The sequence below is a fragment of the Paraburkholderia sp. GAS334 genome (genome assembly GCF_050436625.1).
GTDB lineage: Bacteria > Pseudomonadota > Gammaproteobacteria > Burkholderiales > Burkholderiaceae > Paraburkholderia.
Window position 1 is genome coordinate 70782 of sequence record NZ_JBNDMO010000026.1, and the last position, 14419, is coordinate 85200.

15 protein-coding genes are annotated in these 14419 nt (G+C 60.2%); 8 read left to right on the top strand and 7 right to left on the bottom strand.

Annotated elements, in window-relative coordinates:
- The first annotated feature begins 6 nt into the window (after window positions 1-6).
- Window positions 7-195, top strand: a complete 189-nt coding sequence (locus P3T21_RS31390) for a hypothetical protein (protein WP_429259836.1) — start codon at window positions 7-9, stop codon at window positions 193-195.
- On the opposite strand, the gene P3T21_RS31395 is transcribed toward P3T21_RS31390, so the two are convergent.
- A complete protein-coding gene (locus P3T21_RS31395) occupies window positions 176-1276 on the bottom strand; it encodes an MraY family glycosyltransferase (protein ID WP_429259837.1) in 1101 nt (366 codons plus the stop codon). The two genes, P3T21_RS31390 and P3T21_RS31395, sit on opposite strands and share 20 nt — an antisense overlap.
- Window positions 1277-1544: 268 nt before the next feature.
- On the opposite strand from P3T21_RS31395, the gene P3T21_RS31400 reads away from it, so the two are divergent.
- Entirely contained in the window at window positions 1545-3206 is a 1662-nt protein-coding gene (locus P3T21_RS31400; protein ID WP_429259838.1) for a methyl-accepting chemotaxis protein, read from the top strand.
- A gap of 62 nt (window positions 3207-3268) precedes the next feature.
- Here the strand turns inward: P3T21_RS31400 and P3T21_RS31405 are convergent, their stop codons facing one another.
- Both P3T21_RS31405 and P3T21_RS31410 read right to left on the bottom strand, forming a co-directional pair.
- Window positions 3269-4318 carry a glycosyltransferase gene (locus P3T21_RS31405; RefSeq protein ID WP_429259839.1) on the bottom strand — a complete coding sequence of 350 codons (1050 nt, stop codon included), beginning with the start codon at window positions 4316-4318 and terminating at the stop codon, window positions 3269-3271.
- A gap of 164 nt (window positions 4319-4482) precedes the next feature.
- Window positions 4483-5010, bottom strand: coding sequence for a cupin domain-containing protein (locus P3T21_RS31410; RefSeq protein ID WP_429259840.1), 528 nt, complete (start codon window positions 5008-5010; stop codon window positions 4483-4485).
- Window positions 5011-5460: 450 nt separating this feature from the next.
- Between P3T21_RS31410 and P3T21_RS31415 the strand changes: the two genes are divergently transcribed.
- Complete coding sequence (locus tag P3T21_RS31415; protein WP_429259841.1) at window positions 5461-6471, top strand: SDR family oxidoreductase; 1011 nt, start codon at window positions 5461-5463, stop codon at window positions 6469-6471.
- Window positions 6472-6506: 35 nt separating this feature from the next.
- Here P3T21_RS31415 and P3T21_RS31420 read toward each other — a convergent pair whose 3' ends face one another.
- Entirely contained in the window at window positions 6507-7373 is an 867-nt protein-coding gene (locus tag P3T21_RS31420; RefSeq protein ID WP_429259842.1) for an SDR family oxidoreductase, read from the bottom strand.
- Window positions 7374-7782: 409 nt separating this feature from the next.
- On the opposite strand from P3T21_RS31420, the gene P3T21_RS31425 reads away from it, so the two are divergent.
- Complete coding sequence (locus tag P3T21_RS31425) at window positions 7783-9081, top strand: TAXI family TRAP transporter solute-binding subunit (protein WP_429259843.1); 1299 nt, start codon at window positions 7783-7785, stop codon at window positions 9079-9081.
- A 33-nt stretch (window positions 9082-9114) separates the two neighbouring features.
- Here P3T21_RS31425 and P3T21_RS31430 read toward each other — a convergent pair whose 3' ends face one another.
- Window positions 9115-10071 (bottom strand): GlxA family transcriptional regulator, encoded by a 957-nt coding sequence (locus P3T21_RS31430; protein ID WP_429259844.1) that lies wholly within the window; start codon window positions 10069-10071, stop codon window positions 9115-9117.
- 229 nt (window positions 10072-10300) lie between these two features.
- Between P3T21_RS31430 and P3T21_RS31435 the strand changes: the two genes are divergently transcribed.
- From P3T21_RS31435 to P3T21_RS31445, 3 genes are all read left to right on the top strand, one after another.
- Complete coding sequence (locus P3T21_RS31435; protein ID WP_429259845.1) at window positions 10301-10990, top strand: HD domain-containing protein; 690 nt, start codon at window positions 10301-10303, stop codon at window positions 10988-10990.
- Between the two features lie 167 nt (window positions 10991-11157).
- Window positions 11158-11766, top strand: a complete 609-nt coding sequence (locus tag P3T21_RS31440; protein WP_429259846.1) for a transposase — start codon at window positions 11158-11160, stop codon at window positions 11764-11766.
- On the top strand, window positions 11754-11918 hold the full coding sequence (locus tag P3T21_RS31445; RefSeq protein WP_429259847.1) for a transposase: 165 nt from the start codon (window positions 11754-11756) through the stop codon (window positions 11916-11918). The genes P3T21_RS31440 and P3T21_RS31445 overlap by 13 nt, the downstream gene beginning before the upstream one ends.
- Here P3T21_RS31445 and P3T21_RS31450 read toward each other — a convergent pair.
- Both P3T21_RS31450 and P3T21_RS31455 read right to left on the bottom strand, forming a co-directional pair.
- Window positions 11869-12243, bottom strand: coding sequence for a nucleoside 2-deoxyribosyltransferase (locus tag P3T21_RS31450; RefSeq protein WP_429259848.1), 375 nt, complete (start codon window positions 12241-12243; stop codon window positions 11869-11871). The genes P3T21_RS31445 and P3T21_RS31450 overlap by 50 nt on opposite strands.
- A gap of 251 nt (window positions 12244-12494) precedes the next feature.
- On the bottom strand, window positions 12495-12863 hold the full coding sequence (locus P3T21_RS31455; RefSeq protein WP_429259849.1) for a septal ring lytic transglycosylase RlpA family protein: 369 nt from the start codon (window positions 12861-12863) through the stop codon (window positions 12495-12497).
- Between the two features lie 779 nt (window positions 12864-13642).
- Here P3T21_RS31455 and P3T21_RS31460 point away from each other — a divergent pair.
- Window positions 13643-14170: a carboxyl transferase domain-containing protein gene (locus P3T21_RS31460; protein WP_429259850.1), complete on the top strand. Its 528-nt coding sequence runs from the start codon at window positions 13643-13645 to the stop codon at window positions 14168-14170.
- Window positions 14171-14419: the final 249 nt, after the last annotated feature.

Below are 14419 nucleotides of genomic sequence, written 5' to 3' on the forward strand. Positions count from 1 at the left end.
TGCAGGGTGCACTCAGACATCGCTGCACATCCCGTTCTTTTCATTGAACCGGGCAGAGCGATCCACGATGACCCTGGGGCCTTCGAATGCGAGCGGCCGATCTGGATTGATGCAAAAGGCCGTATGTTTGCTGCGATCGCAATCGAACGCGAATTGTTGCTCGCCAAGCTAAATTTCAGCGAGTTTTCTTCCTGACCACCAACCACCGCGGCGACTTAAACCGCACGATGCTCACATAAAGCCACACATACGTCGCGGCAAACACAACAACAAAGCAAAACAGATGCACCGTATGCCGCCAGAACAGCGTAGCGGGGATCACAGCGACCAAACAGAGAAGCCACAAATAAGGCGACGTTAAAGAATTCCGCCTGGTCAACTCCCGCGCAGTCCGCACCCCCACAGCCCACCGCATCAACCGCTTATAGACAAGCATATGCAGGTGCACGCCATCGGGAATCCCGGGCGACATCCCACGAATAAACTTCTTCCGATAGATCGAGAAGCACGTCTCAAAGATCGGATACATAAACAGCAAAACCGGATACCAAGCCGACACATCGCGATTCCGCATGACAAGCATGATGGAAAGCTCAGCCAGCATGAACCCGATGAAATAAGCCCCACCGTCCCCAAGAAAAATCAAACCCGCGGGAAAATTCCAGATAAAAAACCCCATCACCGCGCCCATCATGATGAGCGACGCGGACAGCACCACCGGATCGGAAACCTGAAACGCGACATACGCCATCGAGGCGAACATCATGAACGCGACCATCGAAGCGAGTCCGTTGAAGCCGTCGATGATATTGATCGCATTGGCCAGCGCTGCCACCGCAAGCACGGTGACAGCACACGAAATCACTGCGTAAGAGAGCAAAAAATCGAGCGGCGGCACGCTGATCCGCGTCACGCCAATATCGAGCAGAAAAAACGCCAACGCAGCAGCGGCCATCGTGCAAAGCAAACGCACCAGCGGCGAAACACGCTTGGTGACGTCCTCAACAAGCCCTGAAACAAACGCTGGCATCCCGCACGCCACAAGCCCCAGAATCCCGCCCGAAACGGCCGGATACGCGCGATGCAACTGCAACGCAGAAACAATCAGCCCAAGCAGAATCCCCGTCCCGCCAATACGCGGTACGGGGCGCGCGTGGAATTTCTGCACGCCGGCGAGATCGGTGTCGGTGGAGAATTTTTCATGCAGATGCGCGTAGCGCACGATCAACAGCGTGACCAGCAGTGAAACGAGAAAGCCGAGCGCGAAACTGAGCATGAAAGTGACCTGAACGAAGACGCCGAATTATACAAACGAAACACACGGCATCCAGCGAAAGCGGGATCGCACGCCGCCTGCTCAGGATAGTCCGTTACATCCCAAATAGTGATCCAAGGGTCGGCAGCCGCCCGAAAAGACCATGTCTGTCATGGATTCCCCCAATCAAGCCTGCTCCGAAACATGCCGTTAATGTACAGATGGCGCGGGTTTCGAACCATCCGACAACGCGCCAGCTGCCGCTCGACCCCGACGTTCCGGAGAAACAATGCTAAACAACATCACCATCCGCGGTGGACTGACGCTGGTTATCAGTGTTTTCGTCGCTTTCCTGCTGACCGTGATCGGCGTCGGTTATGCCGCGCTCAAGCTCACGAACAGTGGGCTCGAGGAAGCCCAGCGCAGTGCGGCCGCACTGTCGCACCTGAAGGCGAGTTCCGAAAAGCTGCTGCAGGCGCGGCTGGCGCTCGGCAGCTACGAGACGCTCTTTAGCGTCGGCAAGCAAACCGACGACCTTATCCCGGCCGCCCACAAAGTGCTCGAAGAATCGACGCGCGACTTCCGCAGCTATGCCAGCGGCCCGTTTGCCAGCGAAGACGAAAAGCAGCAGGCGCAGGCCGTCGACGCGGCGCGCAGCGCGCTCGTCGACAAGGCGATCGAACCGGAATTCAAGGCGCTCACTGATTACGACTTCAACACGTTCCGCACGATCCAGGGCGAAACGGCCAACACGTACTACGCGGCCTACGCGAAAGCGATCGCATCGCTCGAACGCGTGCAGGCCGTCGAGCAGGAGCGCGCAGCCGGCGCCTCCGCGCAGCGCGTCACGATGGCGACGTTTCTGTTCGGCGGCATCGGCGCGATTGCCATCGTGATTGCACTGCTGGCGCGCGTCGGTTTGTCGGTGGCGCTGATCCGCCCGGTCAACCAGACGATCGCGCATTTCCGCAGCATCGCGGCCGGCGATCTGACGATCTCGGTCGCTTCGAAGTCGCGCAATGAAATGGGCCAGTTGCTGTCAGCGTTGACGCAGATGCGCGACGGCCTCGTCGACACGGTATCGAAGGTGCGCGGCAGCACCAGCGCGATCACGCTGGGCGCGAACGAGATCGCGTCGGGCAATGCCGATCTGTCAGCCCGCACGGAGCAGCAGGCCGCGGCGCTTCAGCAGACGGCGGCGAGCATGGAAGAGCTGTCGGCGACGGTCAAGCAGAACACCGACAACGCAAAGCAGGCGAGCCGTCTCGCGCAGGGCGCGCTGGAAACGGTCACGCGCGGCGGTAACGTCGTCGCCCGCGTGACGCAAACGATGGACGGCATCTCCGATTCGTCGCGCAAGGTGACGGAGATCATCGGCATGATCGAAGGCATCGCGTTCCAGACGAACATTCTCGCGCTCAACGCTGCGGTCGAAGCAGCGCGCGCGGGAGAGCAGGGACGTGGCTTCGCGGTCGTCGCGTCGGAAGTGCGCAGCCTCGCGCAGCGCTCGGGCACAGCGGCGAAGGAGATCAAGGAACTGATCGGCGATTCGGCGTCGAAAGTGCAGGAGGGCGCATCGCTGGTTGCCGAGGCACGTCGCACGATGCAGGAAGCGATGGATTCAGTGGGCCGCGTGACGGGCATCATGAGCGAAATCGAAGCCGCCGCGCTCGAACAGAGCGACGGCATCGATCAGGTCAACAAGGCGATTACCCAGATCGACGAAGTCACGCAGCACAACGCTGCGCTGGTTGAAGAAGCGGCGGCTGCGGCGAAGTCGCTGGAAGGGCAGGCGGATGTGCTGCGCGATGCGGTGGCGGTGTTTCGTCTGCGTGAAGCGGGGCACGGGTTGAACCAGGCTTCTGGCGCTGAATGGCGAGGCAAGCCAGGTGCAGTCCCCCATGCCCACATCAGCGTCGCGACCGGCCTGCGCACGGCTGCGACCGCCTAGGGCGATCGCAGCCAGACATCGTCGTCGTCAGTCGCAGGCGAACCGGGCGAGCGCGCTCGCGTTCAACCGGTTCGCCTCATCACCCACGGCAGCTTCTTCAACATCGCGCGTTTCCGGTGCTTCTGGAGTGTCAGCGCTATGCGTTTCTCTTCGCCGATCGATGCAAGATCGGTTTCGAGCCGGCGAATGAACGCCTGCAGATGCACATTTTCGTTCTCACTGGAGAACTGCACGCAAAGACCATTCATGCCGTCGCGCAGTTCGTGCAGGCCGGGGTTCGCGTCGATCGACTTCAGACGTTCAACGATCCTGTCGATGAAACCTGCGACGTCGCCCACTTCAACGGATTGGAAGTTCGGCGCGGTCCAGTACTCCTTCCCGCCGCCGCCGTGATAGCCGATCACGTAGTTTCCGCACAAGGAGGCTTCAATAGGCGGCAAGCCCAGCCCTTCCATACCGGAAAACGAGAGAAATACCCGCGACCGCCTCAGGACGCCCGCGACGCCGGACGCTGAAAGCCCGTCGATCGGCCGAACGGACCACCCTTCAGGTAAATACCGGTGCAACGCAAAGGCCACTGCGGCGGCGTGTGTGCCGTTCTTTCGTGGCATGTATGTAATGAGCTTTTCCTTCGCTTCGCTGGCGTGAAAGAGTCCGCTATCAAGCGTGCACGTCATCCGCATCACGCGCGGACCCAGCTGCGGATAGTGAAGCCGGATCAGGCTGGACGTATCGTCTGAGACGGACAGGATGTACGCCGCCTGCTCATAGGCAAAATCGACGTCGTTGTCCGAAAAGTTTCCGTCACGATGTGACAGGTAGTAGCCGTTCTGCACGAAGATCGAGTAACGCAGGCCTGCCGCAACCAGCTTCGGCGCGAGCTTCGCCGCCTTGATTTCCGGAATGACGATGTGATCGGTCGAGCGCACTTCGCTGCACGCGATGACCGGCACCGGGAAGTCGGTCCACGGATAGCGATAGCCACTACGTTCGTGCATGACGTACGCCGGCACGCCAAGTTCTACCATCGCGCGCACATGGTCGTAGATCACCTTAACGCCGCCTGCATGTTCGCCGTGCCTCGGCGACGTACAGAAATAAATAATGCGCATCTTGCAGAAGAATTCCGTTGAGAATATTTGCTCGGGTAACTTTAATGCGAGTTTTGCTGATTTTTATGCAAGTGTATTCGAACGCAGCCAGAAGGCTCGCAAAGCGGGGTGTGTTTGCTTTCCGCGGTTGGTCGCTCCATCACTTTCCAGCAGCCGAAGCCTCCTCACGTATTCTCCCAATACCCAAGGCCTTCCCCTTCACGCCCGATGAACATCAGCATGCCGGGCTGGCCGTCCGATCCAGACGGTCGTTCGGCCAGCACACCAAAGCTGCCCGCATCCGGATACTCGGCAATCTCAGGTGACACGCGCGTGCTCACAGCGAGATAGCGCAGTTCGTCAGGGCCGGTATTGATGATTTGGTGCGCTGTGTCCTTTCCACCAGCAGGGCAGGCGATCACATCGCCCGGCGTGATGGGAAACGTGCGGTCCCCGATGCGAATCTCGCCCGTACCCGCGAGTACGAAGAACATCTCTTCGTTGGCAAGATGGTTGTGAAAAGGGAAGGCCCGCTTGCCCGGCGAGATCGCGGTGATGTTGTAGCCAAGTTGCTTCGCGCCGATGCGTGGTCCGATGAAGCCCACCTTCGCGTCATACCGTTCAGCGGCGGCGCCGGTCGGCGCGAACCCGGGTGGCCGCGGCAACAGTTCCACGTCAGCGATATTGACGACAGGGTGTGTCGGTGTGTCCATGATTTTCCTCATTGGCAATCACGAGTGAAACGAACGGAGCGCGCGGCATGCAGCTACCAGAGATTTTGCCCTTTGATGCCAACAACAGGCACGCTGTCGAGGTCGAACTCATCGAAAGGGGGCGCAGTCACAGAGACTTTCGGATTGTCAAAATCCGGCCTACCCGTCGACGAGTCGGGCGTCTCCAACAATGTGCCACAACCGCGGACCGCGCAGAAGTGGCGCCTTGCCGTGCGGGTATTTCACAGGGCACGGAGGGACCGTTTCCTTGCCTCCTGGTCGATGTCGAACCCAACACGGCCCAATTAGCCCAAGGTCCAATACCGCGAACACACGCCGTCGAATATTCTTTCGGAGCACTCCAATCCAGGGACTCAAATGCCGGGCGCCCACACATTCCCGAAGCGATCGACCCACGACGCAAGTCTGGCTGAGGCGGGCAGGCCAGCCGTGATTGTCATCACCGGCGCCTCATCTGGGATCGGACGCTCCGCCGCCGGCCTGTTCGCGCAACATGGCTGGCGGGTAGGTCTGATCGCACGCGGTCACGCTGGATTACAGGCAGCATTCGACGATGTCGAACGCCACGGCGGCATGGCCGCGATGGCGCAGGCCGATGTCACCGACCTGGATGCACTGGAAGCCGCAGCCGCACACATTGAGCAGGCGCTCGGCCCGATCGACGCGTGGGTGAACTGCGCGGGCAACGGCACCTACGGACGCTTTCTGGATACGCCCGCAGACGAGTTCCGGCGTGTCACCGATGTGACCTACCTCGGTACGGTGAACGGCACGCGTGTCGCGTTGCGACGCATGGTGCCGCGCGATCACGGCTCAATTGTCAACGTGTGCTCGGCGGTCGCGTTCCACGGCATGCCACTGCTGTCCTCCTATTCCGGAGCGAAGCACGCCGTGCGCGGCTTCGGCCAGTCGATTCGTGCAGAGTTGTCCCAGGACCGTAGTCGTGTGCGGCTGACCACGATCTTCCCTCCAGCAGTGAACACGCCGTTCTTTGACCATGCCATATCGCATATGGGACAAGTGGGGCGGCCGATGTCACCGGTCTACCAGCCCGAAATCATGGCTGAGGCAATCCGTCTCGCGGTGATCTCTGGCCGCGCCGAGATGCCGGTGACCTTCACCACAATACTGTTCTCAAGTAGCGTCCGGTTCGTTCCGGGCCTCGTGAACCGGGCGATCTGCAAGCTGGGCTACGAAGGCCAGCTCACCAGTCAGGCGGCGTCGCTGGAGCGGCACAACCCCACCTTGTTCGCCGCCTCGGACCATGCCTCTCCAGTGCGGGGCGCCTATGACGCACGGGCCCGACGCAGCAGCATCCACGTTCGTATCCTGCGCGTGTTCATCCGCTCGAAAGGGGAAAAGAGCCGGGAAATGCCGCCTGCATCGGCGGCTGCGCCGACCCTCCCCGTGGAAGATGCTTCCGTTCAGAGGACGTCGTGACCTGAGCGCTGGCGGACGTGTCCACTACAACTGCATTAGTCCCCCAGCCGCGCAGGGGCGGTCTGTGCCACCAACGCAAGCGTGGCTGCGTCGACCTTCGCCACAAGCACAGGATCGAGCGCACGCGCGTTCGGGCGGACGGCGGCGCGGTCTTTAACATAGGCGCCTGTAGTCGTCGCCCAGGCCCGCGACAATGCCACGTGTAGCGGCGTGTCTGCGCCTTGCTCTTCGGTCCGCAGGAACGGGGCCATGAGTCGCCACGCGACGCCAATCGCCCCTTTTTCCCGAATGAGACCGGTCGCAACGGTGCCCGGATGTACAACGTTGGCGACAACGCCGGTACCGCGCAGACGCTCCGCTCGCGCAAACGTCGAAATCATCATCGCGAGCTTCGATTGTCCGTAGGCTCGCACCATGCCCCAGTGCTGGCGAAGTTCCAGATCTTCGAAATCGATCCGGGCGTGGTCGGACGTCGATGAGCCCACGTTCACGATCCGCGACGGGCTGCCTGCCCGCAACGCACCCTCAAGAGCGTCAGTGAGGACGAACGGAGCGAGATGGTTCACCGCCAATACCATTTCGAGACCCTCCGCCGTCAACTGCCGCCGGGCCGTGAAAATGCCCGCATTGTTGACGAGAAGCGAAAGCCGCGGATGGGTCGCGACGATCTCCTGGCCGAGGTCTCGTGTTGCGTACAGCGAACTCAGGTCGACGAGCCTCAGTTCGGTGCTGGAAGCAGGCGCATGCTGGGCAATCCACGCGGCGGTGGCTTCTCCTCGTGCTGTGTCCCGGCACACCAGAACCACGTGGTGACCAGCGCGCGCAAGTCCGAGCGCGATCCAGCGCCCGATCCCCCCTGATGCGCCCGTGACAACGGACACCTTTCGCTCTGACCGATCCATTCGATCCCATCCGTACTGATTGACCATGCTGGCCGGGGAACGCCTTCGCATTCGACTTCATTGAACCCGGGCCTGCCAACGCTCGACACGAGGCTTATCCAACTTTAGCAGGTGCGCAATAAGGCAATCGTTTATCGCAGGGTCTGGAATGCGAAAGAATCGATCGACAATGGCGAGCCCAAATCCGCTTATAGACAAGGTGCGCACGCGGCTGCATCATCAGGCCTGGTATTCGGCACTATCAGCGGGCCGGCTAGCCAGACGGTTCAGGTGACGAAATCCGCGGCGTCACCGGCGCTTCCACACAAACGCGTGGCCCCAGTCCACCCCGCGCTGGAGCGCCCCTGACGGGAGAGACCGAACAATGGCGAGGCACAACCCAGCGCTTTATCGCAGCCGGAAACCCCCGATGACACCGGGGCGCAGGCGGCTTCTCATCATCTGCGTGATATTGCTGCTGGCCGCATCAGGCTGGGGGCTGGCGGTACTACTCAAGCCCGCCATCCAGCGTACGATCGTCATCACAACGGGAGCGGACAAGGGTATCTATCGCGGTTTCGCGGATCGCTATGCCCCCGTCCTGAAACGCGAAGGCATCACGCTCGATATCCGCAGTTCTTCCGGATCGGTCGAAAACTATCAGCGCCTGAAGGATGCTGACAGCGAATATGAAGTCGGCTTTATCCAGTCAGGCACCACCAGTCCGAAAGAAACAGACGACCTGCAGACGATCGCTGCGGTCTCGTACGAACCGATATGGGTGTTCTATCGTGGCGACGCCATCATTGACCGGCTGGCCCAGCTGCGCGGAAAAAGAATTTCCATAGGCGTGCCCGGCAGCGGCCTGCTCAACGTCGCGTCAGTGCTGCTCGCCTATAGCAGCATCACCCGCGACAATACCGCGCTGCTTGAAATGGATGCAGGCAAGGCGTATGGGGGCCTGGAAAGTGGCCAGCTGGATGCTGCATTCTTTATCGGCAGGCCCGATGCATCGATGCAGAAAACGCTGCTGAACAGCAATTTGAAACTGATGAGTTTTGCCCAGGCCGACGCCCTGGTGCAAAAATTCCCGTCGCTCTCGAAAGTTATTTTCCCGCGCGGCTCGACGAGCATCGTCAACGATCTTCCGCATGCCGATGTCACCCTGGTCGCCGCTACCGCGCTGCTCGTGTCCAAAGATACCCTGCATCCTGCTCTCGCTTATCTGCTGCTGGATGCGGCCAGAACGGTCCACGGCGGCGAAGATTACTTCACGCCGCTCGGCACGTTTCCCAACCTGAATACCGAAGAATTTCCCATTTCCGACGAAAGCACGCGTTACTTCAAATCCGGTCGTCCCTTCCTGCAGCGCTATCTTCCATTCTGGCTGGCCAGCTTTGTCGAAAGGCGCCTGCTGATCCTGGTCCCCTTCGCGGCCTTGCTGCTAGGCCTGCTACAGGCGTTGCCGCGCATGGCGGAGGCGCGGATGAAAAAACGGCTCGTGGTCTGGTACCGCGAAATCAAATCGCTGGAAGATGAAATCTGGAGAAACACGCAACCGACTCGGGATCAGATTGCGCAATGGCACGATGAAATCGAGAACATCGACGCGCATGCCAGCCAGATACGGATTCCGTATCGCTATTTCCAGGACGTGTACGTCCTCAAACAGGCGATTGGCGTGGTCCGCGACCGGATTGCCCAGGTGGCTGCGAAGGTGAAGGTATAGCTGCGCATACCCTCCGCGAAATCGGCGCTACGCTCAGCGCGCCAGAAAACTCGCCCGATAGTCCGCGGGCGAAACGCCGAGCCGCCGTGCGAACACGAGACGCATCCGGTCGGCGCTGCCAAAGCCGCATTCATACGCGATCGTTTTGAGCGGTGCGTCGCTGCTCTCCAGCGCTCGACGCGCGGCATCCACCCGCGCGCGCTCGACGAACTCGTGAGGCGTGATCGCAGCCGATTCCGCGAACGCGCGCGCGAAGCTTCGCGTGCTCATGCCCGCGACCCGGGCGAGCTCTTCGACCGTCAGTGGTTTCGCGATGTTTTCCATCACGTAGTTCTGCACGGTGGCGACGGGTGAGCCGTCCACGGGCGCGCTCAAATAAGGGCTGAACTGTGATTGGCCGCCGCGCCGCTGCGCGTAGACGACGAGCCGCTTCGCGACCTGAAGCGCAAGCGCTGCGCCGTGATCCTCGGCGATGAGCGCGAGCGCGAGGTCGATGCCGGCGGTCACGCCGGCTGATGTCAGCAGACGCTCATCACGGATATAGATCCGGTCGAAGTCGACATGCGAGCGCGGGAACTGCTGCGCGAGTTGCCGGGCGTTCTGCCAGTGCGTCGTAACGTTCCGGTGATCAAGCAGACCCGCATGACCCAGCGCGAACGCGCCGGTGCAAATCGAGCCGTAGCGTTCGCATTGAGCCGCGACTTCGACGAGCCACGCGGAAAGTCTTGCGTCGGCGGGCTGTGTCGGGAGTAACGGGCCCCCAGCGACAAGCGCCGTGTGATAACGATCGGCCGATCCGTTCCACACGCGATCGGCAAAGAGACGCGTGCCATTCGACGCCCGAACGTTCTCTTCGCCGGTGCTGACCAGTTCGAGATGGTAGAGCGCGTCGCGCGGCAAGAACGTATTGGCTTCGGCGAACACATCAGCGGGTCCTGCCACGTCGAGTGCCTGCACATCCTGAAAAATCGCGATGGCGACGGTTCGCATCGGCGGAAGCTCCTTGGGCTTTGAATCCGGCCAGGCGGACCTGGCGGTCGGGCTGGCAGAAGATCACGTGTGACTGGCAGGGTTCGACGGATGGATCGCGTTGATCGGAAATGCGTTGGCAGCGAGACTTGATTCCACGGTTACCCGCGCCTTTCCGCCGCATTCTAGCAACTCACATCGGTGGGCCGGGTCGAGAACGACCGGACCTGTCAATCAACGGAGAATCACGATGAGCAACGCAATTGCCGGAATCAAGATCCCCGACAGCAAGATGGCCCGCGACGCGACGCAACTGGTTCGCGACACGGAACCCGACCTGCTTTTCAATCACTCGACGCGCGTCTTTCTGTTCGGCGCGTTGACCGGCGAACGCAAAAATCTGAAGTACGACGCCGAACTGCTGTACATCGGCGCGATGTTCCATGACATGGGGCTCGTGCCCAGGTACAGCAGCAAGACCGAACGCTTCGAGGTGGATGGTGCGAACGCCGCGCGTGATTTTCTGAATCAATACGGCATTCCGGAAAACGAAGTCGATCAGGTGTGGGACTCGATTGCACTTCATACGACGCCCGGTATTCCGCAGCACAAGAAACCTGTTGTCGCGCTGGTTACAGCAGGCGTGGAGATGGACGTGCTCGGTCTCGCTTACGAAGAGTTTTCTGATGAGCAGCGCAAGCAGGTCGTGGCCGCGCATCCGCGCGAATCGAACTTCAAGGAAGGCATCATCGATGCCTTCGCGCAAGGGACGCGGCACAAACCGGAGACGACCTTCGGGAACGTCAAGGCGGATGTGCTGGCGTTGAAGGAGCCCGGCTATAAACGGGTGAATTTCTGCAGCCTGATCCTCGGATCGTCATGGGTCGACGATGGGCGGCAATGCCTGCATTGCGACGATCCTTCGCATGGGCATAAGTGATTGTGTGCTGTCGCGTCGCAGCGTCCAGACGCGTTGCGACGTCGATGGGCTTTGTCCGGATGGGGGGCTTGCGAAGAGGCTGCGAGTTGTGTAGAAGCGCAACATCAAAAAGCCAGTGCAGATAATGCCATACAAAGAGAGACAACCAGAGCCTGAGAAAGCGCGGCATGATCAGCCTGCATGTTCCCGATGGCGACCTGAAGGCGCAGTTTATTAACGCAACAGTCCGTACACCGGGCGTGTCGGGGCGTGAGCCGACCTACACCACGGCGTACATCGAGCTGATCTATACGCTCTACCGGTTGTTCGGCTGGGGCATGCGGCAGATTACCGGCTACATGCAGGATTACTGGACGACCTGCGGACTGGACATTGCGGTACCCAGTTCCAGTCAGTTGAGCGATCGCTTTGCCGCGCTGGGGACAAGCGTCACGCAGCGCTGCGTGCAACTGGCCAGACGGCTCGCGCGTGGCGAAGCGATCAACCTCATCGCCGACAGCACGGGCCTGAGCTCTGGACGCGCCAGTGAGTGGTACGAACAGAAGTATGGCCACACAGCCACGCGCACACCATGGCGCAAGATGCATCTGCCGATTGACACGGACATGAACGTTCACGCGATCCGCATCACGACCACAGAAGTATCGGATACCGAAGCAATGGACGCTGTGCTGCCCGCAGATCTACCGGCTGGCATGACCAAATCGTCAGATACATCGCGGGAAAAGGCATCTATGCGTTCCACAAAAAATACGGCTACGGGGTGCGCTCGCTGATCGAAGCGCAGATCTCGCGCATCAAGCGATGGATCGGCGCCACCCTGCTGACGCGGAAGATCGCGTCGCAGGAAAACGAAGGCATGGTCATCGCCAACGTCATCAACCTGTGGAACACCTTCGGCAGGCCAGTTTGCGCCAAAAATGCATAGTTGCGTCCGTAGCACGGGAACTCATACCCATCCGGACAAAGCCGTCCAGGACCGTCCCTTCGTTGGTGGTGTACGCCCAAACGTCTTTATTGAGTGCCGCGCCGAATCCGATCTCAAAGGCCGTTCCGGAATCCGCTTCCTTTGGTCCGCGAAAGTCGTCGACGTTGGCCATCAGAATGACGCATGCGCGAATCGCCTCGATAATTGAACGATAAATCCATGCCGCGCGATCGTACGGTGACATACCATGCGGCACGTTCGCGTCGATTGGGTAGATTCCGTCGAAACCAAACGACGCACACAGGTCCGGCAGGTAGCGGGCCATCTCCAGCCATTTGCCAATCGACCCAGTTGGACACTCAGACGTCCGTTCTACACAGAGAGCGGACCATTACGATAGAGCACCCGCGATCTGGCAGACCTGCGATGTGCCCGTTTGCAGCATGGCTGGGCACACGCACTGAACGGTCTTGCGTTCGCTTCCAATGTCCGACGCCATTACTGTTGGTGGCGAAGTCGCTGGGGTGCTTTTTTAACGACCCGGAACCACAACGCCGTTGACGCCCCGCGTGTTTTCTACCGACTGCCGTTTCCCGTCGTCAAGATTCCGCCGCCGTCCGACTCCGTCTGTGTGTTCGCCGTGCTCTCTACACGTTCAATCCGTACTTGCATCGACCGTGCGTCTGTCAAACCCAAGGTCTTCGCCGCGGCATAAGAGAGATCGATAATTCGGTGTTTGATGTATGGTCCGCGATCGTTGATACGCACGACAACCGACTTTCCTGTTGCCAACGAACTGACGCGCACATAGCTACCGAGCGGCAATGTTCGATGGGCAGCCGTTAATGCGCCGCCATCATAGCGTTCTCCGTTTGCGGTCAGATGCCCCTGGAACGTTGCCGAATACCATGACGCCTCGCCGGATTGCAACATCTCGTGTTGCATGCGACAGGAATCAACTCTGCACGCAGCATGTTCGGACGCAATCTGTCCGCAAGCCGCGAACAAAGCACAGATTCCCAAAACTCCCAAATAGCGGAGTGATAACACCATGGACCACATGTCAGTTAATGAGGCGTGGTTTTAACGTTCTCAAAAAGCTCACGCAAGCCGCGTGCCCGGGTGACATAACATCTTGACAATTTTTTTTAGGTCTCATGCAGTGGGTCTGTCAGTCCGACCCTGATTTCATTGCAGGTGTCGCCGATGCGATTGGTACTGGCCTTGACGAAAATACGTGAAATACGTATTCATTTGCCGGGGGTCACATGACTATCATAACGGCCACCGATCTCGCCCGGTGCGCGAAGTTAGCCGACCGACACGTACCGACTAAGCTCGTCGCGTCATCGGCTAAAGCCGCCCGTACGCTGGCTAGCTTCGCTGGTCCATCTGCGGGTTCGCTTTGAAGAAGGTCGAACTCTCGACCTGGGAGTGTGGACGCGCTCGTCAGCGCGTGAGTCTATTAGGTATTGTTCACATTCTTATTGTCAACAATAATCGTGGACATCGTGCCCAACCGCAGCGCCCACGGCACGCATCTCTCGATCATGTAGGTCGGCGATATCTTCACGATCCGACGCGTCCTGGTCGGCGCGATGGTCCAGCGTCTGGACGGTCGCAACGCCTGTCAATGCACTGCCGCGTAACCACGCCGGCAAGGTGACCAGGAATGATTTGCGTGACGCCTACCTGGCGCGCCATCCCGACGGAGCGATTTCTCTATGAATTCGCCACAGACACCTCTGCCCGTTGCAAGCGAATGGGTCGACGACCTCCATGAGCTGGCGCAGCGCCGCGCGATTGCGCGAGAGCTGGGCGGCGACGAGCAGGTCGCGCGCCATCACGCGCAGGGCAAGCTCACGGCGCGCGAGCGCATCGATCACCTGCTCGACCCCGGCAGCTTCGCCGAGATCGGCATGCTGGCCGGTACCGTCAAGTACGATGCGGATCGCAAGCGGGAGCACTTCACGCCCAGCAATGCCGTCGTCGGTATCGGGAAGATCGACGCGCGGCGAACGGTGGTGGCGGCCGACGATTTCACGATCCGCGCGGGTTCGTCAGAGCGCTCAGTTTCGGAGAAGTGGATCTATGCCGATCGCTGCGCGTGGGAATACAAGCTGCCGCTCGTGCGCATGGTCGACAGTGCCGGCGGCAGCGTCAAGCATCGGCATCAATCAAGTCGTGTGCCGCCGATCGTAGACAGGCACAAGCCGGCCACAAGCGGCCGATCACGCTCGTGTAACGGTTGACCGTTGATTGCGGCAAACCGGCCATTCGGATTTTGCATCCTGATTCGAATGGCCGTCGGTACAGTCGGCGGTCTTGTCCACCGTCTAATGGTCGCGCGATGCCAACCTTCGCCCGGAACTTATCGGCCCGACGCAGACTTTCGGTCGCCGAAAGAATGGACGTACTACTACACGTCTGTCGCGGGTACGGTCGCTGACATTCCAATCGTCCCGGAGCTGGAATGCGCCAGCACGTAGTTCACCAGGGCC

What these genes read in the sequence shown, in the direction of transcription:
- P3T21_RS31395 (WP_429259837.1), bottom strand. Translation starts at nt 1,276, where the DNA reads ATGCTCAGTTTCGCGCTCGGCTTTCTCGTTTCACTGCTGGTCACGCTG.
- P3T21_RS31400 (WP_429259838.1), top strand. Translation starts at nt 1,545, where the DNA reads ATGCTAAACAACATCACCATCCGCGGTGGACTGACGCTGGTTATCAGT.
- P3T21_RS31405 (WP_429259839.1), bottom strand. Translation starts at nt 4,318, where the DNA reads ATGCGCATTATTTATTTCTGTACGTCGCCGAGGCACGGCGAACATGCA.
- P3T21_RS31410 (WP_429259840.1), bottom strand. Translation starts at nt 5,010, where the DNA reads ATGGACACACCGACACACCCTGTCGTCAATATCGCTGACGTGGAACTG.
- P3T21_RS31420 (WP_429259842.1), bottom strand. Translation starts at nt 7,373, where the DNA reads ATGGATCGGTCAGAGCGAAAGGTGTCCGTTGTCACGGGCGCATCAGGG.
- P3T21_RS31425 (WP_429259843.1), top strand. Translation starts at nt 7,783, where the DNA reads ATGACACCGGGGCGCAGGCGGCTTCTCATCATCTGCGTGATATTGCTG.
- P3T21_RS31430 (WP_429259844.1), bottom strand. Translation starts at nt 10,071, where the DNA reads ATGCGAACCGTCGCCATCGCGATTTTTCAGGATGTGCAGGCACTCGAC.
- P3T21_RS31435 (WP_429259845.1), top strand. Translation starts at nt 10,301, where the DNA reads ATGAGCAACGCAATTGCCGGAATCAAGATCCCCGACAGCAAGATGGCC.
- P3T21_RS31440 (WP_429259846.1), top strand. Translation starts at nt 11,158, where the DNA reads ATGATCAGCCTGCATGTTCCCGATGGCGACCTGAAGGCGCAGTTTATT.
- P3T21_RS31450 (WP_429259848.1), bottom strand. Translation starts at nt 12,243, where the DNA reads ATGGCCCGCTACCTGCCGGACCTGTGTGCGTCGTTTGGTTTCGACGGA.
- P3T21_RS31455 (WP_429259849.1), bottom strand. Translation starts at nt 12,863, where the DNA reads ATGCAACACGAGATGTTGCAATCCGGCGAGGCGTCATGGTATTCGGCA.
- P3T21_RS31460 (WP_429259850.1), top strand. Translation starts at nt 13,643, where the DNA reads ATGAATTCGCCACAGACACCTCTGCCCGTTGCAAGCGAATGGGTCGAC.